Source organism: Pseudomonas sp. HMSC063H08, from assembly GCF_001813645.1.
Lineage (GTDB): Bacteria > Pseudomonadota > Gammaproteobacteria > Pseudomonadales > Pseudomonadaceae > Pseudomonas > Pseudomonas aeruginosa.
The window spans coordinates 152,429-170,219 of sequence record NZ_KV813417.1; the positions used below are offsets into that span (position 1 = coordinate 152,429).

A 17,791-nucleotide genomic window follows, 5' to 3' on the forward strand; every position below is an offset into this window, starting at 1 on the left:
GCAAGCCGCGTCGGCCGCACCCAGCGCTTACCCCAAAATGGGGTATGGCCCGCCGCGCGGTGCTCTTGCACCCTCGGAGCATCCATCCGAGAAGAGCGACAGCCCGATGAACGCAAGACTGCACGCCACGTCCCCCCTCGGCGACGCCGACCTGGTCCGTGCCGACCAGGCCCACTACATGCACGGCTACCACGTGTTCGACGACCACCGCGTCAACGGCTCGCTGAACATCGCCGCCGGCGACGGCGCCTATATCTACGACACCGCCGGCAACCGCTACCTCGACGCGGTGGGCGGCATGTGGTGCACCAACATCGGCCTGGGGCGCGAGGAAATGGCTCGCACCGTGGCCGAGCAGACCCGCCTGCTGGCCTATTCCAATCCCTTCTGCGACATGGCCAACCCGCGCGCCATCGAACTCTGCCACAAGCTCGCCGAGCTGGCCCCCGGCGATCTCGACCACGTGTTCCTCACCACCGGCGGTTCCACCGCCGTGGACACCGCGATCCGCCTCATGCACTACTATCAGAACTGCCGCGGCAAGCGCGCCAAGAAGCACGTCATCACGCGGATCAACGCCTACCACGGCTCGACCTTCCTCGGCATGTCGCTGGGCGGCAAGAGCGCCGACCGGCCGGCCGAGTTCGACTTCCTCGACGAGCGCATCCACCACCTTGCCTGTCCCTACTACTACCGCGCTCCGGAAGGAATGGGCGAGGCCGAGTTCCTCGATGGCCTGGTGGAGGAGTTCGAACGCAAGATCCTCGAACTCGGTGCCGACCGGGTGGGGGCGTTCATCTCCGAGCCGGTGTTCGGCTCCGGCGGCGTGATCGTCCCGCCCGCGGGCTACCACCGGCGGATGTGGGAGCTGTGCCAGCGCTACGACGTGCTGTACATCTCCGACGAAGTGGTGACCTCCTTCGGCCGCCTCGGCCACTTCTTCGCCAGCCAGGCGGTGTTCGGCGTACAGCCGGACATCATCCTCACCGCCAAGGGCCTCACTTCCGGCTACCAGCCGCTGGGCGCGTGCATCTTCTCCCGGCGCATCTGGGAGGTGATCGCCGAGCCGGACAAGGGCCGCTGCTTCAGCCATGGTTTCACCTACTCCGGCCACCCGGTGGCCTGCGCGGCGGCGCTGAAGAACATCGAGATCATCGAGCGCGAGGGCCTGCTCGCCCACGCCGACGAGGTCGGCCGCTACTTCGAGGAGCGCCTGCAAAGCCTCCGCGACCTGCCCATCGTCGGCGACGTGCGCGGGATGCGCTTCATGGCCTGTGTCGAGTTCGTCGCCGACAAGGCGAGCAAGGCGCTGTTCCCGGAAAGCCTGAACATCGGCGAGTGGGTCCACCTGCGGGCGCAGAAGCGCGGCCTGCTGGTTCGTCCGATCGTCCACCTGAACGTGATGTCGCCGCCGCTGATCCTCACCCGCGAACAGGTCGATACCGTGGTCCGGGTGCTGCGCGAGAGCATCGAGGAAACCGTGGAGGACCTTGTCCGCGCCGGTCACCGGTAAGCGCCGGGGCGCCGCCGGCGCCCCACCCGAACATTCAGGAGAACCCCAATGGACGACAACAAGAACAAGGTCCTGCGGTTGCGCGATGTGGTGCTCTACACGGTCTCGGCGATGCTCTTCATGGACCAGATCGCCCTGGCTTCCTCCCTCGGTCCGTCGAGCCTGTTCTGGTGGCTCTACGTGCTGGTCCTGCTGTTCCTGCCGATGGCCATGATGACCTCCGAGCTGGGCACCGCCTTCCCCGCCAACGGCGGCGTCTACCACTGGGTGCGCAGCGCCTTCGGCTTCCGCTGGGGGGCCCGGGTGTCATGGATGTACTGGGTCAACAACGCACTGTGGATGCCTTCGGTCTACACCCTGTTCGGCAGCATGCTCGGCGCCTTCTATTTCCCCGAGCTGAGCCTCTGGGGCAAGATCGCCATCGGCATCGCCCTGGCGCTGCTCACCGCGGCGTTCAACGTGGTCGCGCTGCGCCTGGGCAAGTGGCTGCCGAACCTCGGCGCGCTGCTCAAGCTGCTCGCGGTGCTCGCCCTGGGCGTCGGCGGCCTGCACTTCGGCTGGAACCATGGCTTCGCCAACGACTTCAGCCTGGACTCCATCGTCCCGTCCTCGCCGGGCCAGATGGCCGCGCTGGGAGTGATGGTCTACGGCATCATGGGAACCGAGCTGGCCTGTTGCAGCGCCGCGGAGATGCGCAACGCGCGCCGCGACATCCCGCGCGCGGTGCTGATCTCCGGGCTGATCGTCGGCGCCTTCAACATCTTCGGCACCCTCGGCGTGCTGGCCGCGGTACCGGCCGAGGAAACCGACGTCACCCGGATCTTCGCCCACACCCTCTACAACATCTACGGCCACGACGGCGCCGGCGGGATGCTCGCCGACCTGGTCGGCGCCTTCGTCCTGTTCACCCTCTTCACCAACATGGTCACCTGGAGCATGGGCACCAACCGTGCCGCGGTGGAAGCGGCCAAGGCCGGCGAGCTGCCGGCGCTGTTCGGCGTGGTCCATTCGCGCCACGGCACGCCGATCGGCTCGGCGGTGCTGGCCTCGGCGGTGAGCATCGTCCTGCTGTTGCTCTACGGCCTGGTGGCGCACACTGCCGAGGAACTGTTCTGGACCCTGCTGTCGATCTTCGCCATGGTTTTCATGATGCCCTACGTGCTGATGTGCCTGGCCTTCGTCCGCCTGCGCCGCGCCGACCCGCGTCCACGGCCCTACCGGATGCCGCTGGGCGACCGCCTGGCCAGTCTCTGGGCGCTGTTCGTCGCGCTGCATGTGCTGGCCGGCATCGGCCTGTTCGTCGTCACCCCCGGCGCGCCGATGGACTGGGCCTACGCCGGCAAGATCGTCGGCGGCGTGGCGCTGGCCCTGGCCGTGGGCGAACTGCTGATCCGCCAGGCGGCGCGAAGGCGCGGCGTGATGTCACTGCGCGGTGCCTACGGTTGAGGAGCGGCCCTGTCGCAACAGCGCCTATGGCGTTAATGTGCCGTTAACGCCCTTGGTGGGTAATGGGTCGCAGCGCAACACGGAGAAGGTCGTCATGTCCGAACGAGAGCACTGGCAACGGGTATACGAGAGCAAGCCGTCCGACGCGGTGAGCTGGTTCCAGGCCGAGGCGACGCTGTCCCTCGACCTGATCCGACGCATCGGCGCGCCCCGCGAGGCGGCGATCATCGACGTCGGCGGCGGCGCCTCGACCCTGGTCGACGGCCTGCTCGCCGAAGGCTTCGGCGACCTGACGGTGCTCGACCTTTCCGACGCCGCCCTGCGCGTCGCCCGCAACCGCCTCGGCGCGCGCGGCGAAGAGGTGCGCTGGATCGCCGGCGACATCACCGGCGTCGACCTGCCGGAAGCCACCTATGATGTCTGGCATGACCGCGCCGTGTTCCACTTCCTTACCACTGCCGAAGCCCGCCGCGCCTACGTGCGCCAGGTGATGAAGGCGGTCCGCCACGGCGGCCACGTGATCGTCGCCACCTTCGCCGCCGACGGCCCGACCGAATGCAGCGGCCTGCCGGTCATGCGCTACGACGCCGACGAACTGCACGCCGAGTTCGGCTCCGCCTTCCAGCTCACCGAGCACCGCGACGAACACCACGTCACTCCCGCCGGCCGGGTCCAGCACTTCGTCTACTGCCATTGCCTGAAACGCCTGTGAAGCGCTCCGTGGCTGGGCTACGCTCTGCTCGCCCGGCCATGCGAACGACTTTCCATGACATCCGGCATTTCTTCCTCGGACCCCGGCCTGATAAGCTCCCGTCTCGAGGAAAACCTCTTGCAAATCAAAGAGGAAGGCAATCACGCCCGGTGGCGTGGCCGGATTTCAAATCCGGTGGGGGACGGCAGCCGTTCCTGGGTGGGTTCGACTCCCACTGCCTTCCGCCAATTCTCCGCTCGCTTTCGGCGGCCATCGTGTCTCACAGGATCAAGCGTCTATCTCGGTCCGTTCCAGCAGAAGCAGCGTCTCACCCGTCCCCGTCGTCTCCCTGACCAGCGCTCCCCGCTCATTCCAAAACGCACTCCTGCCCGCCGCCTTCCAGCCACCCGTCGGCCCGCCATGGTTGGCCAGCAGCACGCCCATTCCGTGCTCGCGGGCATAACCGGCCAGCAGGGCCGAGTCGGCCGGGTAGCCGTTTTCTCCGATCAGCGCGCTGGCGATGTAGAGGCGAGCGCCGGCACGGGCGGCGTGGGCCGGGTGGCTGGGTTGGCTGAAGTCGGCGCAGACCGCCAACGCCATCGGCAGGCCGTCGATCTCCAGCAGGGGGCCGCCGTCGCCGGCTGAGAAGTGGCGTTCCTCGCCCGCGTGCAGGTGCTGCTTGGCATAGACGCCGAGGCTGCCGTCGGCGCCGAGGATCAGGGCGGCGATCAGCGGCTCGGCATGCTTCGGCGAGCGCAGCGGCAGGCCGACCACCGTGGTCATCCGTGCCTGCTCGGCGAGCTGGCGCAGCGGTTGCAGCAGGGGCGTGTCCGCCGGCTGGGCGAGGGCGGCGGCAGCGGTGGGTTCGTAGCCGGTGAGCGACAGTTCGGGAAACACCAGCAGGCGCACGCCCCGTGCCTGGGCGATACGCATCAGGCGCAGGTGGTCGTCGAGGTTGCGTGGCAGGTCGGCGGGGTGGGCGCAGCTCTGGGCGGCGGCGATCAGCGTCATGGGGCTGTCTCGGGTATGGATGGCACAAATTCGCCAGTAGAGCCGAAGGCAGCATTTCCGGGAAGAGGCGATTAGCGGCTGCGCTACGTTTGGCTGGGGAGGGCGCTTTCGTCGCCGCGAAGCCGTAAGATAACGCGCTTCATGGCGCGCCCGACGGACGGGTGCGCACGCTTGCCTCGGGAGAACAGGGATGGCCGAGATCAATCCGCTTTCAACGGACCTGCAACAGCAACTGGCGGAGCTGCAGGCACAGGGGCTCGCCTTGCTTGGCGTCGCCGCGGACGAGACGCCGGCGCAGATCGTCGCCGCCATCACCGACTACGTGCGCGATGCGAGGGAGCAGGGGCGCAGCCTCGACGACGAGGCGGTCTTCGCCCTCGGCGCGCTGATCGGGGCGCAGTACGTGCGTGGCCTCGGTTGGCATTGGGGTGACGTGACCTGGGACGGCGACCCGGACAGCGCCGCCGTCGGCGTGCTCAGCCCCGACGAATCGCTGTTCAACAACCCCATCGGCTGGGTAGGCCAGATCGCCGAAAGCGGCGGCGGGGTGCCGTTCATGCTCAGCTACAACATGATCCTGGCCAACCAGGTGCCGCTGTTCGAGCGGGGCAGCGCCACCGGTCTCTATTGAGCATGCAGGCGGATCGCCGCGACGCGCCGGCGCATCCCGCCAGGCGGGGCCGACAACCTGAACGGCCGGCGTCAGGCGCCGCGACCCGCCGAGCAGCGCCAACCGGCGAACGAGGTGCGGGTGACCGTGGTGGAACAGACGCTGCCTCTGAGAAACCGCGCCTGCGGCGCTTTCCAGGAAGGCAGCCTGGAACGACGCGACTGCCGAGCCCATATCGGGCTGCAATTCCGCGATTGAGTGGGCTGCGGGTTCGCGACTCGGTTGGCCTTCCTGGGAACACTTCTGAGGTTTTCGCATGACGGATCTTGAACACGCGGTGGAAAGCAACCGACGCGCCTGGGACGCGTCCGCCGACAGTCACCTGCGTGGCAGCGGCTGGCAGGAATTGTCGCTGGCGGTACAGGAAACCGGCTTCAGTTGCCTGGACGAGACCCTGGCTGGCGTGCTGCGCAATCTGGACCTGGCCGGCAAGGCGGCGGTCCAGGTCGGCTGCAACAACGGCCGGGAAGTGCTTTCGCTGTACGCCTTCGGCGTCGCGCGGGCGGTCGGGATCGACCAGTCCGCCGCCTTCCTCGCCCAGGCGCGGCAACTGGCCGAGCGCTCGCCGCATCAGCCGCGTTTCGTCGAAGCCAATGCCTACGAGCTGCCGGCCGAGCTGAACGGTCAGTTCGACCTGCTGCTGATCACCATCGGTGTGCTCAACTGGATGCCCGACATCGCGCGCTTCTTCGCCTCGGTGAGCGGCCTGCTGAAGCCGGGCGGGCAATTGGCGATCTATGAAACCCACCCGTTCCTGGAGATGCTCGAACCCGAGTCGGAGCGACCGTTCGAACTGCGCAACGACTACTTCACCGACACGCCCCACGTATCCCGGGAGGCCATCGTCTACGAAGGCAGCGGCAGCGATACCGGCATCGCCAGCTACTGGTACGTCCACCCGCTCGGCGACATCCTCGGCGGGCTGCTCGGCGCCGGCCTGCGCCTGAGTCACTTCAAGGAGTACCCGCACTCGAATCGCGAGGAACTCTACGACCTCTACGAGGACGGACCGCTGGCGATCCCGATGTGCTACACGCTGGTCGCGGTCAAGGCATGACCTGCGTCGAGGCCGGGCGAGGCGCGCCGCTGCGTGTGGTGGTGGTCGGCACCAGCGGGGCCGGGAAGTCGACCTTCTCCGCCGCGCTGGCCGCCAGGCTGGGTTGTACGCATGTCGAACTCGACCGACTCTACTGGGGCCCCGGCTGGCAAGCCGTGCCCCACGAACGCTTCGAGCACGCAGTGGAGCGGGCGACGACGGCGCCGCGCTGGGTCGCCGACGGCAACTACAGCGCCGTCCGCGAGTTGCTCTGGGGCCGCGCCACCCATGTGGTATGGCTGAATTTCGGGCGCTGGACGGTGTTCTCCCGGGTCCTTCGCCGCACCCTGGCCCGGGGCCTGCTGCGCACCCGCCTGTCCCACGGCAACCGTGAATCGCTGCGGATGGCGTTCTGCTCCAGGGATTCGATCCTGCTCTGGTCATGGACCACCTTCGCAGGCAACCGCCGCAAATACACCGGCCTGCGCGAGGATCCGCGGTTCGCGCATTTGCGCTGGGTGGAGGTTGGCGAGCCGGGGAGGGTGGGGGAGGTGATCGAGAGGTTGGTGGAAGCCGTGCTCGCACAGTCGCAGTAGTGAGCGAAGCACGCTATCCGCCTCAGTCCTGGGGCTTGCCTACCCGGCTGCGCAGCGACTCGAAATAGGCTGTATCGGCGGGGCCGCCTGGCGTCGATTCCGCGCCGGCGACCAGCGTTTCACGCAGTTCCCTGGCGTGCATTTCGCGTTCTCCCCTTACCAGGCCACTCTGTATCATTGGGTGCCGCGTCGCCGCCAGCGCCCGGCCGAGAATCCTTGCGACGACCTCGTCCTTGCCACGGGTATAGGCCTCGCGGTCGGTGGGGTAGCGGCGTGCCAGGGCGTGCTTGGTTTCGGCGTAGAGGCGGGCGTCGTCGGGGTGGTTGCGCAGCCAGTCGCGGAACAGCAGGTAGCGGTCGGCCTGGGCCAGGGGCATGACATGGACATGGTGGGTGCGGCCATGGCCGAAGGGCGGCATGCCTTTGACGAAGAACATCCGCTGGGTGTTCGGGTTCTCGCGCCAGAACTGGTAGCCGAGGCCCTCCAGCGGGGCTACCAGCCGCTGCGGATCGTGGCCGGGCGGCGGCAGCAGGAGGATGTCGATGATCGGCTTGGCGTCGAGCCCGGGCACCGCGGTGCTGCCGACATGCTCGATGCCCAGCCCGGGCAGCGCCAGTGCCGTGCGGATGGCCTCGGCTTCGGCGGCGAAGCGTTGTGGCCAGGCGGGGTCGGCGGGCAGCACCTCGATGCGGTCGTCGTCGGCGTTGCTCCAGCGTTGGCCGTCGAAGCGGGGCGGTTGGGGTGAGGACATGGCGGACTCCGGGGATATGCGGGAGATTGGCGGCGATGGGGAGCTGGGGTAGGGCGAATAACGCCAGCGGCGTTATCCGCCTTCCGCGAGCGGGGTGCGGGTAAAACCCGGGAGTCTCAGAAGTCCAGCGCCTGCACCCCTGGATGCTGCGGATCGAACCCATCCAGGCGCATGCGCTCGGCGAATGCCTCCCGCGCCGCGTCTCCCTGGAGAAACGCTCCCCGCGCCGAGGCCCAGTCGTCCGGTTGCAGCCGCACCATCCAGCCCTCGCCGTAGCAATCCCGGTTGATCAGCGCCGGGCGCTTGACCACCGCCGGGTTGCTCGCCAGCAGGGTCCCGGCCAACGGGCTGCGGGCCGAGGAGGCAGCCTTGGCGAACTCGACCACGCCGAAGCTGCGGTCGCGTTCGATGTGCCAGCCGTCGCGCTTGGGGGTGAAGGCGAAGATTTCGCCATACAACGCGCAGCCGTAGGCGCTCAGGCCCAGGGTCAGGCTGCCGTCGACTTCCTCGCGCAGCCACAGGTTGTAGTCCGGGGCGTAGAACAGCCCGTCGGGGAATTCCAGGCCGTGCAGGTTCGCGCTCATAGGGTCAGCACCCGCTCGGATTCGAGGATCAGCCGTGCCAGTTCGCCGCCGCTGGAGATTTCGTCGAGTTCCTCGATCAGTTCGCTTTCGTCGATGTTCACCCCGGGTTGGCGGCACATCAGCAGGCGCGCGCCGGCCTCGCGGGCCTGGCGGATGAAGTGGCGCAGCGGCTCGCCGCCGTCCAGCGCGCGCAACTGGTCGGCGACGGCGCGGCGGGCCAACTGCACGCCTTCGCCGCTGAGGAACAGGGTCACCTCGGCGTCCATGCAGGCCAGCAGGGTGGCGGTGTGGAAGGGCGCGGCGCAGCGGGCCGGGGTGCTCGGGCCGCTGGAGACGATGATGAGGACGCGCTGGGCGTGGGTGTCAGGGTTCAAGGGGCTTGTCCATCTGGATCAGCGCCACGCGCCGGCCGTCCGGATCGTGGCGTTCGGCGATGGCGCGCGGCTGGTAGCCGAGCTGGGTATAGAGCAGCAGCCCGGCGGCGTTGGCGTTGAAGCAGGAAATTTTCATCAGGCGCGCTTTGTACTGTTCGCGGGCGAGGTTTTCCATGACCCCGATCAGGTAGCGGGCCACGCCCAGGCCGCGCGCGGCGGGCGCCACCATCATGTTGCCGAGGGCGCAGAAGTCGCCGTGCTGCCACTGGTAGAAGTTGGCGAAGCCGACCACCTGTCCGTCGTGCACGGCCACGGTGCTGCCGCGACGTTCGGCGATGGCGGCGGCCAGTTGGGCGACGCTGAACGGCCAGATCGCCTTGGGGTAGCAATAGAAGAGTTCGTCGCGGTCCTGGGGGAAGCCGGCGACCGTCTCCAGGTCGCCGGTCTCCGCCGGGCGGTGGCTGAGCTGCATGTCAGCGCGGCGGGTATTGCGACATGACTTTCTGCACCGTCTCGCGGATCGCCTGCTCGCGCTCGGCCGGGCTCGGCGGGCTGGTGCGCATGATCTGCTCGCCGCTGCCGCGCCAGACCAGCTTGCCGTCCTTGCCGTCGAACAGGTCGACCTGGAGGGTGGCAACCTTGTAATTCACGGTGCGCGTCTCGGCCATCGCCGGGCCGCCCCAGTACCCTCCCCAGTAGCCGCCCCAGTAACCGCCGCCGTAGTTGGTGGTGATCTGGTCCTGGCGATCGTCGACGATCAGGTAGGCGCGCACCGTGACGTCGCCCCTGGCGTTGCCCTGGGCCGGACGCAGGCCGCGCTGGTCGAGCTGCTGGGCGACGGCTTCGCGGATGCGTTGCTCGGTGAGGTCGCTCTTGATGCGTGGGTCGTCGGGGCGGTATTCGAAGGCGGGTTGCGACCAGCTCCAGCTACGGTAGGCGGCGAAGTCGCGGGAGCTGTCGAAGTCGCGGTCGAGCTGGGTGGTTTCGCAGGCTGCGAGGCTGAGGAGCAGGCCGAGCAGCAGGATTCGGCGGATCATGGTTTTTCTCCAGTCAGAGTTCACATCCAAGCTCAGCGCCGGATGAAAGGCAAGAGGAAACGCGGGTTTGAAGCGTCTCCACAAGTAACGTTGGCGAGCACCCGCCCTATAGGGCGCGACGGGAGAATGAAATGAATCGAAGTATTGCGATCCTGCTGCTGGGCCTGTCGCTGGCCGGCTGCGTCGAGGCACGCTCGGTGGTCCCGGCGGATGGCCCGGGCCCGCTGCTGGTGGCCCATCGCGCCGGCACCGCGGACTACCCGGAGAATACCCTGCTGGCGATCCGCAAGGCGCTGGACAACGGCGCCGACGCGCTATGGCTGTCGGTGCAGTTGAGCGCCGATGGCCATCCGGTGCTCTATCGCCCCGCTGACCTGGCGGTCCTGACCCAGGGCGCCGGCGCGGTCGGCCAGTCGAGCCTGGCCGAGCTGGCGCGCTTGAACGCCGGCTATATGTTCAAGGCCGAGGACGGCAGCTATCCCTACCGCCAGAAGCCGCTGCGGATTCCTACGCTGCGCCAGGCGCTGCGGGCGATCCCGCCGCAGGTGCCGGTGTTCCTCGACATGAAGTCGCTGCCGGTGGAGCCGCTGGTCGATGCCGTGGCCGGCGAGCTGGAGCGGCAGAAGGCCTGGTCGCGGGTGCGTTTCTATTCCACCGAGAAGGCCGCCAACGACTACCTGGCGCAGCGCTACGCGGACCGCGCGCGACAGTTCGAAAGCCGCGATGCGACGCGCAACCGCCTGGTCGGCCTGGCCTTCGGCGAGCGCTGCGAGGCACCGCCGGCCGGCGGCACCTGGATGGGCATCGAGCTGCGCCGCGAACTGACGGTGACCGAGCGCTTCACCCTTGGCGAGTCTTCCTACAAGGTGCCGGCGGCGCAGTTGTGGACGCGCAAAGCGATGGACTGCGTGCGCCGCGAGCCGGTGAAGGTGGTGATGTTCGGCATCGAGACCGCCGAGGACTACCGCACCGCGCGCGCCCTGGGCGCCGACGCGGTGATGAGCAACTCGCCCAGGAAGATGGAGGCGATCCGCCGCCGGGTGCTCGCCGATCAGCCCGGCGGGTAGCTCGACAGCGCCCGTTTCACCGCTTCGCGCAGGGCCTTGGCCTGTTCGCTGACGGAGTCGCCGGAGTCGAACTCGGCGCTGTTGCCCCACACCGGCTGGCCGCTGCGGGCGTCGTTCAGCTCGACGCGGACCACGGTGACCTGCACGGTGTAGCTGCGGGTCACCGGGTAGCTGGCGCCATAGCCGTACCAGGGATCGCGCCAGCCGCCGTAGTTGCCGTAGTAGCCGCCGTAGTAGTCGGTGACCTGGCGGGTGCGCAGTTCGTTGCGCAGGAACGCGCTGACCTGCAGGTCGGACGCGCTGCCCGGCCGCGCCGGGCGCAGGCCGCGCTGGTCGAGCTGCTGGCTGACGGCGTCGCGCAACTGGTTGTCGTCCAGGCCCTGGGGAAAGCCGCTGACCCCGGCGGCGGCCCAGCTCCAGCTACGGTAGCGGGCGTAGTCGCGCGGCGCCGCCGGATAGGCGCCGGGATCGAGGCCGGGATTGGCCGCGGCGGCGGGCTGCGGCGGGTAGGGCAGGGAGCTGGCGCGGTAGGGATTGTCGCCCTGGCAGGCGCCGAGGGCGGCCAGGCTGGCGAGTAACGGCAGGATCAACAGTCGCGATTGCATGCTCGACGCTCCGTGGCCGCGCTACGTCGGCGGCCCTTGCAGGCTCAGACTGCATTCTGCGCCTTTCATTGCGGGCGGCACAGCCAGTGCAGGTAGCGGCCAAGCCCGGCAAAGGCCGGGTGGCGGCGGTAGGCCAGTTCCATTTCCACCAGGTCGAGCCGTTCGGCCTTGGCCTGGAACTCGCTCGGCATGTAGTCGTGGAACACCCGCACGCCGCTGCGCGCCTCGATGCGCCAACGCGCTGCCAGCGCCTGTTCCAGCTCGCGCGGGTCGAGCGGGCGCTGCGGGGTCAGGCTCTGCCCCTCGCCGGCGAAGCGTTCCTTGCGCAGCTTGCGGAAGTGGCCCTTGAGCAGGTTGCGGTAGATCAGCGCGTCGCGATTGTAGAAGGCCAGCGACAGCCAGCCGCCGGGTGCGCAGAGTTGGTGCAGCACCGGCAGGATCGCATGGGGTTCGGCCAGCCACTCGAGCACGGCGTGGCAGAGCACCAGGTCGTAGGGCTCGGTGAGCTGGCCGAGCAGTTCCTGCCAGGGCGCCTGGATGAATTCGGCGGCCTGCCCGGCTTCGGCGAAGCGCTGGCGGGCGCCGTCGAGCATGGGTTGCGCTGGCTCGGCGAGGGTTACGCGGTGGCCGCGAGCGGCCAGCCAGAGCGACATGTGGCCGAGCCCGGCGCCGATGTCGAGGACCCGCAGAGGTCGCTCCGGGAGGGCTTCGGCGAGGTCGGCCTGGAGTACCGCGAGGCGGATCGCACCCTTGGCGCCGCCGTAGATCTTTTCGGCGAAGCGCGTCGCCAGTTCGTCGAAGTGGCGGTCGCTCATGGCAGGAAGCGCCGTTCGCAGTCGGCCAGCTTGGCGCGCACCACCTGTTCCAGGTCGAGGCCGGTTTCCCCGCAGAACAGCAGCAGATAAAGGACGATGTCACCAACTTCCTGGCCAGCGTGTTCGAGCTGCTCGGCCGACAGCGTGCGCGACTGGTCTTCCGTCAGCCACTGGAAGATCTCCACCAGTTCGGCCATCTCGACGCTGGCGGCCATGGCCAGGTTCTTCGGGCTGTGGAATTGGCGCCAGTCGTTGCGGTCGCGGATGGCGTGCAGGCGCGCGGTGAGTTCGTGCAGGTCCATGGGGGATTCTTCGCGGTGGCGGTAAGCAGCCGCATAGCTTCGGGCTTTGCGCCCGAAGCTTCAAGGCATGGCGGACCGGCGTCAGCCCTGTAGCCGGCTCCAATGCCCGGCCATGTGCGGCAGGTCGTCCTTGCCGCGCAGGCTGAACTGGCCGTCCGCCGCCGCCGCGCTGGCCAGCAGGGTGAGGCTGGCCGGCAGCAGCACCGGCTTCTGGAAGCGCACCTCGACCCGATAGCCCGAGGCTGGCAGTCGCTCGCCGAGAGCGGCCAGGCTGCGAGCCTTGTTCCACAGGCCGTGGGCGATGGCGCGGGGAAAGCCGAACAGCTTGGCGCTGGGCGCCGACAGGTGGATCGGGTTGTAGTCGCCGGCGGCACGGGCATAGCGTCGGCCGATGTCGGCGGGCGCCTTCCAGTTGTCGACCGGCTCCAGCGGCAGCGGCTCCTGCTCGGCTTTCGGCGGAATTTCGCCGGGCACCTTGACGCCGCGGCAGAGCACCTTGCTGTCGCCGACCCAGAGCAGGCCAAGCTGGTCTTCCAGGCGGGTGACGATGCTGAAGGTGGCGCCCTTGTCGTGCGGTTGCAGGTTTTCCACCGCGACGCTCACGGTGAACGGGCCGAGGCCGCCGAGCGCGCGCAGCACGTCGATGCGGTTCTCCAGGTGGACCAGACCGAGCAGCGGGAAGGGGAAGCGCTTGTCGGTGAGCAGCGCCATCTGCAGCGGGAAGGCGAGGATGTGCGGGTAGGTCGGCGGCAGCAGGCCGTCGTCGCGGAAGCCGCAGACCTGGCGGTAGCGCTCGAGGTGCTTCGGGTCCACCGTGACCTGGCTGCGCAGGCCGCGCTCGGGCAGGGCCTTGCCGCGGATGCCGCGGCGCAGTGCGGCGCGCAGGAACAGGCCGGGCAGGGCGGGTGGGGCGGGCAGGTCGAGCCAGGCGGTGGGCATTGGACATCTCCTCGAAATAGGTGGCTGTCAGCTTAGTCGAGCACCCGCAGCAGGCATTGGCCGCCTGGCCGACGCCGCTGGCAGGGCGGTCAATCGGCTCCGGAATGCGTCTGCATCGAGATTTTCGACCACGCCGGCGGCTAGTCGATCTGAGGGTTTTTCCGTCATGCGGGATGGGTTATTTCTATGGCCTCTCCTTGAGAGGGGATGGCAAAGCTGCCTAAGATGGGCCCGCCCCATGGATAACTAGAAAAAACACCATGCGTGATCTGACCGACGATGTAGCGCTGATGCGCCCGGTGATCGACGCCCTGCGCGCCAGCGGCTGCGATCCGGACCGGGTCCTGGTCCGTGTCGGGCTGCCGCCGGGTGGCCTGCCGGCCGGCCGTTTCCCCCATTCCGCACAGAACCTGTTCTGGAAGGCCGCCGCCGACGAGTGCGGCGAAGAGCATGTCGGCCTGCACCTGGCCGAGCACCTGCCGGCGTTCCACGGCCTGCTCCTGGAATACCTGTTCCTCTCCAGCGATACCTTCGGCGCCGGCCTGCGCCATTCCCTGCGCTACGTACGCCTGCTGTCCGACACCCTGCAGGCGCAACTGGAGGTGGAGGGCGAGCGCGCGGTGCTGTCGCTGGGCGAATCGCCGGCGATCAACCGTCACTTCCCGGAAATGCTCGCCGGCGCGGTGATCCGCCTGTTCGGCGCGCTCACCGAGGGCGAGTTCAAGCCGCTGGAAGTGCAACTGATGAACGAAACCGGCGCGCCGATGGAGCGCTACCGTGCGGTCTACGGCTGCCCGACGATCCTCGGCATGCCGCGCTACGCGCTGGTATTCGATGCCGCGGTGCTGGACAAACCCTCGCGCCACGCCGCCCCGGAACTGCTGCGCATGCACGAGTCGCTGGCGCGCCGGCAACTGGCCGAAGTGGAGCGCCTGGACCTGGTGCGCCAGGTCCGCGAACTGATCGGCGAGTTGCTGGTGGACGGAGGCGCCACCCTGGAGCAGGTCGCCGCGCGCCTCGGCATGCCGGCCCGACGTCTGCGCGAACGCCTGGCGATGGCCGGGGTGCGCTTCAACGACCTGGTCACCGACTACCGCTGCCGACTGGCCAAGGAACTGCTGCTGAAGACCGACGAGCGCATCGAAGTGATCGTCGAACGCACCGGGTTTTCCGAGCCGAGCACCTTCTATCGCGCGTTCAAGCGCTGGGTCGGCGAGACGCCGGTGGAGTTCCGCCGGCGCGGGCAGCAGGGGCGCGGGTAGGGCCTGTCCGAAGGGGCTACCGGTGGTTTCCCGGTGCAGGGCCAGATAACGCCGTTGGCGTTATCCGCCCTACCGGGTCGGCGTCCTGTCGCCGGGGGACAGGGGCCGCCTCAGGCCCCCAGCAGGCTCTGCCCGCACACCCTCAGCACCTGGCCGCTGACCGCGCCGGACGACGGCTGGGCGAACCAGGCCACCGTTTCGGCGACGTCCTGCGGCAGGCCGCCCTGGCTCATGGAGTTCATCCGCCGGCCGGCCTCGCGGATGGTCAGCGGAATGGCGGCGGTCATCTGCGTCTCGATGAACCCCGGCGCCACCGCGTTGATGGTGATGCCGCGCTTGCCCAGCGCCGGCGCCCAGGCCTGGGCCAGGCCGATCAGGCCGGCCTTGCTCACCGCGTAGTTGCTCTGCCCGAGGTTGCCGGCGATGCCGCTGATCGACGCCAGCAACACCACCCGGCCGTTGTCATGCAGCTTGCCGCCGTCGAGCAGGGCCTGGGTCAGCACCTGCGGGGCATTGAGGTTGACGTTGATCACCGAGTTCCAGAAGTCGCTGCTCATCTTCGCCAGGGTCTTGTCGCGAGTGATCCCGGCGTTGTGCACGACGATATCGACGCCCTCAGGCAGCGCGTCCACCAGTTGCTGCCCGGCATCCGCGGCGCAGATGTCGAGAGCCACGGCACGGCCGCCGAGGCGCGCGGCGAGGCCTTCGAGGGCCTCCCTGGCCGGCGGCACGTCGAGCAGCACCACTTCCGCGCCGTCGCGCGCCAGGGTTTCCGCGATGGCCGCGCCAATGCCGCGGGCGGCGCCGGTGACCAGCGCGCGCTGGCCGGCCAGCGGCTTGCTCCAGTCGTGGACCTGGGCGCTGTTGGCGGCAAGACGGATCACCTGGCCGGAGACGTAGGCGCTCTTCGGCGAGAGGAAGAAGCGCAGTGCGCCTTCCAGTTGGTCCTCGGCGCCCTTGCCGACGTACAGCAACTGCACGTTGCCGCCGCGACGGATTTCCTTGCCCAGGGAGCGGGTGAAACCTTCCAGGCTGCGTTGCACGCTGGCGGCGACCGGGTCCTTGAGAGACTCGGGGGCGCGTCCGAGGACCACCACCTTCGGGCATGTGTCGAGGCCCTTGAGCACCGGCTGGAAGAAGTCGCGCAGCGCCACCAACTGCTCGAAGCGGGTCAGGCCGCTGGCATCGAACAGCACCGCCTTGGCCCGCGGGCTGTGTTCGGCGGTCCAGCGCGGCAGCTCGAACTGTCCCTCGACGGCGGCGAACACCGCATCGGTCAGCTTGCCGGCGAAGGGCAGCACGGCCTCGGCCAGCGCGCCGCTCCCGCCGATCACCAGCGGGCCGTCCACCGGCCGCACCCGGCCGGCCTGCCAGCGCTCCAGGCGCAGCGGGGAGGGAAGGCCGACGGCGCCAACCAGGCGGCGGCCGACGGGGGAGTTGGCGAAGGCGATGTAACGATCGGTCATGGAACGGGCTCCCGGTGGAAAGGCTCCAAGGCTGAAGGTGGATTCCGCCGGCCAACGATGCCGAGGGAACGCGGGTAACAGTGTGGACAACTCTACGCAGCCACCTGTTCGCCGCAATTGACCGCGCTGACCGGGATAACGGCAGGGCGGCCAATGCGACGCGACCGGCTAAGGTTAGCCTGTGCGCCACTGACCGCTCAGTTAACGGGTCGAGCCTCGGCTCGGCGTAAACGATTCCAGCAAGGAGTTCTTCCATGACCCAGCTGCGCCGGGTCGCCATTGTCGGCGGCAACCGTATTCCCTTCGCCCGCTCGAACACCGTGTACGCCACGGCGAGCAACCAGGAGATGCTCACTTCCGCCCTGGAAGGCCTGGTGGAGCGCTACAACCTGCACGGAGAGCGCCTTGGCGAGGTGGTGGCCGGCGCCGTGCTGAAGCATTCGCGCGACTTCAACCTGACCCGCGAATGCGTGCTCGGTTCGCGCCTGGCCCCGGAAACCCCGGCCTACGATATCCAGCAGGCCTGCGGTACCGGCCTGGAGGCGGCGATCCTGGTGGCCAACAAGATCGCCCTCGGGCAGATCGACAGCGGCATCGCCGGCGGCGTCGACACCACTTCCGACGCGCCGATCGGGGTCAACGAGGGGCTGCGCAAGATTCTCCTCGAGGCCAACCGTGGCAAGAGCAACCTGGACAAGCTCAAGAGCCTGTTGAAGATCCGCCCGCGCCACGTGGTCCCGGCCATCCCGCGCAACGGCGAGCCGCGCACCGGGCTGTCGATGGGGGAGTCCTGCGAACTGATGGCGCAGACCTGGCAGATTCCCCGCGACGAGCAGGACAGGCTGGCCTTCGAGAGCCACCACAAGCTGGCCGCGGCCTATGAGGAGGGCTGGCAGAACGACCTGATGACGCCGTTCCGCGGCCTGACCCGCGACCAGAATCTGCGCCCGGATATCGACCTGGAGAAGATCGGCACCCTCAAGCCGGTGTTCGAGCGCGGCTCGCGCGGCACCCTCACGGCGGCCAACTCGACGCCGCTGACCGACGGCGCCTCGGTGGTACTGCTGGCCAGCGAGGAGTGGGCGAAGGCGCGCGGCCTGCCGATCCTGGCCTACTTCAAGGACGGCGAGGCGGCGGCGGTGAACTTCGTCGATCGCCAGGAGGGCCTGCTGATGGCGCCGGTCTACGCGGTGCCGCGGCTGCTGGCACGCAACGGCCTGAGCCTGCAGGACTTCGACTACTACGAGATCCACGAGGCCTTCGCCGCCCAGGTGCTCTGCACCCTGAAGGCCTGGGAAGACCCCGAGTACTGCAAGACCCGTCTCGGCCTCGACCAGCCGCTGGGCTCCATCGACCGCAGCAAGCTCAACGTCAAGGGCAGCTCGCTGGCCGCCGGCCACCCGTTCGCCGCCACGGGAGGACGGATCGTCGCCAACCTGGCCAAGCTGCTCTCGCTGGCGGAGCAGGGACGCGGGCTGATTTCCATCTGCGCCGCCGGTGGGCAGGGTGTGACCGCGATCATCGAGCGGTAATCCAATAGGGCGAGCGGCCTTGTCGCTCGACGATGTAAGCAACTCCGTGACTTGGGCGGTGCCGTGCGAACGGGACCGCCTTTTTTTTGCCGGC

The 17,791-nt window shown here is 68.7% G+C and carries 20 protein-coding genes and 1 tRNA gene; 10 read left to right on the top strand and 11 right to left on the bottom strand.

Annotated features, from left to right (window positions below):
- Positions 1–106 precede the first annotated feature (106 nt).
- The 4 genes from HMPREF2924_RS11325 to HMPREF2924_RS11340 all read left to right on the top strand — a co-directional run bounded on the left by HMPREF2924_RS11325 (position 107) and on the right by HMPREF2924_RS11340 (position 3,898).
- On the top strand, positions 107–1,513 hold the full coding sequence (locus HMPREF2924_RS11325; protein ID WP_003135272.1) for an aminotransferase: 1,407 nt from the start codon (positions 107–109) through the stop codon (positions 1,511–1,513).
- A gap of 48 nt (positions 1,514–1,561) precedes the next feature.
- A complete protein-coding gene (locus HMPREF2924_RS11330) occupies positions 1,562–2,959 on the top strand; it encodes an APC family permease (protein ID WP_003135271.1) in 1,398 nt (465 codons plus the stop codon).
- A gap of 94 nt (positions 2,960–3,053) precedes the next feature.
- The gene (locus HMPREF2924_RS11335; RefSeq protein ID WP_003095305.1) at positions 3,054–3,671 is read left to right on the top strand and encodes a class I SAM-dependent methyltransferase; all 618 of its coding nucleotides are present in this window, start codon (positions 3,054–3,056) and stop codon (positions 3,669–3,671) included.
- 131 nt (positions 3,672–3,802) lie between these two features.
- Positions 3,803–3,898, top strand: a tRNA-Sec gene (locus HMPREF2924_RS11340).
- 40 nt (positions 3,899–3,938) lie between these two features.
- Here HMPREF2924_RS11340 and HMPREF2924_RS11345 read toward each other — a convergent pair.
- Positions 3,939–4,661: a carbon-nitrogen hydrolase family protein gene (locus tag HMPREF2924_RS11345; protein ID WP_003135268.1), complete on the bottom strand. Its 723-nt coding sequence runs from the start codon at positions 4,659–4,661 to the stop codon at positions 3,939–3,941.
- 262 nt (positions 4,662–4,923) lie between these two features.
- Between HMPREF2924_RS11345 and HMPREF2924_RS11350 the strand changes: the two genes are divergently transcribed.
- From HMPREF2924_RS11350 to HMPREF2924_RS11360, 3 genes are all read left to right on the top strand, one after another.
- The gene (locus HMPREF2924_RS11350) at positions 4,924–5,292 is read left to right on the top strand and encodes a hypothetical protein (RefSeq protein WP_003135266.1); all 369 of its coding nucleotides are present in this window, start codon (positions 4,924–4,926) and stop codon (positions 5,290–5,292) included.
- A gap of 295 nt (positions 5,293–5,587) precedes the next feature.
- A complete protein-coding gene (locus HMPREF2924_RS11355; RefSeq protein ID WP_003095295.1) occupies positions 5,588–6,388 on the top strand; it encodes a class I SAM-dependent methyltransferase in 801 nt (266 codons plus the stop codon).
- On the top strand, positions 6,358–6,963 hold the full coding sequence (locus tag HMPREF2924_RS11360) for a P-loop NTPase family protein (protein ID WP_196496113.1): 606 nt from the start codon (positions 6,358–6,360) through the stop codon (positions 6,961–6,963). The genes HMPREF2924_RS11355 and HMPREF2924_RS11360 overlap by 31 nt, the downstream gene beginning before the upstream one ends.
- A 22-nt stretch (positions 6,964–6,985) precedes the next feature.
- On the opposite strand, the gene HMPREF2924_RS11365 is transcribed toward HMPREF2924_RS11360, so the two are convergent.
- From HMPREF2924_RS11365 to HMPREF2924_RS11385, 5 genes are all read right to left on the bottom strand, one after another.
- A complete protein-coding gene (locus HMPREF2924_RS11365; RefSeq protein WP_003135264.1) occupies positions 6,986–7,714 on the bottom strand; it encodes a GrpB family protein in 729 nt (242 codons plus the stop codon).
- Between the two features lie 116 nt (positions 7,715–7,830).
- A complete protein-coding gene (locus HMPREF2924_RS11370) occupies positions 7,831–8,298 on the bottom strand; it encodes a glycine cleavage system protein H (RefSeq protein ID WP_003095288.1) in 468 nt (155 codons plus the stop codon).
- The gene (locus HMPREF2924_RS11375) at positions 8,295–8,672 is read right to left on the bottom strand and encodes a DsrE family protein (protein WP_003095286.1); all 378 of its coding nucleotides are present in this window, start codon (positions 8,670–8,672) and stop codon (positions 8,295–8,297) included. The genes HMPREF2924_RS11370 and HMPREF2924_RS11375 overlap by 4 nt, the downstream gene beginning before the upstream one ends.
- Entirely contained in the window at positions 8,662–9,144 is a 483-nt protein-coding gene (locus HMPREF2924_RS11380; RefSeq protein WP_003135262.1) for a GNAT family N-acetyltransferase, read from the bottom strand. Before HMPREF2924_RS11380 ends, HMPREF2924_RS11375 begins: the two co-directional genes overlap by 11 nt.
- Position 9,145: 1 nt before the next feature.
- On the bottom strand, positions 9,146–9,709 hold the full coding sequence (locus HMPREF2924_RS11385; RefSeq protein WP_003095282.1) for a DUF4136 domain-containing protein: 564 nt from the start codon (positions 9,707–9,709) through the stop codon (positions 9,146–9,148).
- Between the two features lie 131 nt (positions 9,710–9,840).
- On the opposite strand from HMPREF2924_RS11385, the gene HMPREF2924_RS11390 reads away from it, so the two are divergent.
- Positions 9,841–10,776 (top strand): glycerophosphodiester phosphodiesterase family protein, encoded by a 936-nt coding sequence (locus HMPREF2924_RS11390; protein WP_003135259.1) that lies wholly within the window; start codon positions 9,841–9,843, stop codon positions 10,774–10,776.
- Here the strand turns inward: HMPREF2924_RS11390 and HMPREF2924_RS11395 are convergent.
- The 4 genes from HMPREF2924_RS11395 to HMPREF2924_RS11410 all read right to left on the bottom strand — a co-directional run bounded on the left by HMPREF2924_RS11395 (position 10,761) and on the right by HMPREF2924_RS11410 (position 13,437).
- Positions 10,761–11,381: a DUF4136 domain-containing protein gene (locus tag HMPREF2924_RS11395; protein ID WP_003135256.1), complete on the bottom strand. Its 621-nt coding sequence runs from the start codon at positions 11,379–11,381 to the stop codon at positions 10,761–10,763. The genes HMPREF2924_RS11390 and HMPREF2924_RS11395 overlap by 16 nt on opposite strands.
- 65 nt (positions 11,382–11,446) lie before the next feature.
- Positions 11,447–12,196, bottom strand: coding sequence for a methyltransferase (locus tag HMPREF2924_RS11400; protein ID WP_003111303.1), 750 nt, complete (start codon positions 12,194–12,196; stop codon positions 11,447–11,449).
- Positions 12,193–12,498 carry a nucleotide pyrophosphohydrolase gene (locus tag HMPREF2924_RS11405; protein WP_003102255.1) on the bottom strand — a complete coding sequence of 102 codons (306 nt, stop codon included), beginning with the start codon at positions 12,496–12,498 and terminating at the stop codon, positions 12,193–12,195. Before HMPREF2924_RS11405 ends, HMPREF2924_RS11400 begins: the two co-directional genes overlap by 4 nt.
- An 81-nt stretch (positions 12,499–12,579) precedes the next feature.
- Entirely contained in the window at positions 12,580–13,437 is an 858-nt protein-coding gene (locus HMPREF2924_RS11410) for a MaoC family dehydratase (protein ID WP_003095272.1), read from the bottom strand.
- 260 nt (positions 13,438–13,697) lie between these two features.
- On the opposite strand from HMPREF2924_RS11410, the gene HMPREF2924_RS11415 reads away from it, so the two are divergent.
- Positions 13,698–14,699: an AraC family transcriptional regulator gene (locus HMPREF2924_RS11415; RefSeq protein ID WP_003095270.1), complete on the top strand. Its 1,002-nt coding sequence runs from the start codon at positions 13,698–13,700 to the stop codon at positions 14,697–14,699.
- Positions 14,700–14,809: 110 nt separating this feature from the next.
- On the opposite strand, the gene HMPREF2924_RS11420 is transcribed toward HMPREF2924_RS11415, so the two are convergent.
- Positions 14,810–16,165: a 3-oxoacyl-ACP reductase gene (locus HMPREF2924_RS11420; RefSeq protein ID WP_003111301.1), complete on the bottom strand. Its 1,356-nt coding sequence runs from the start codon at positions 16,163–16,165 to the stop codon at positions 14,810–14,812.
- A 254-nt stretch (positions 16,166–16,419) separates the two neighbouring features.
- On the opposite strand from HMPREF2924_RS11420, the gene HMPREF2924_RS11425 reads away from it, so the two are divergent.
- Positions 16,420–17,697 carry an acetyl-CoA C-acetyltransferase gene (locus tag HMPREF2924_RS11425; RefSeq protein ID WP_003102247.1) on the top strand — a complete coding sequence of 426 codons (1,278 nt, stop codon included), beginning with the start codon at positions 16,420–16,422 and terminating at the stop codon, positions 17,695–17,697.
- The last annotated feature ends 94 nt before the right edge of the window (positions 17,698–17,791 follow it).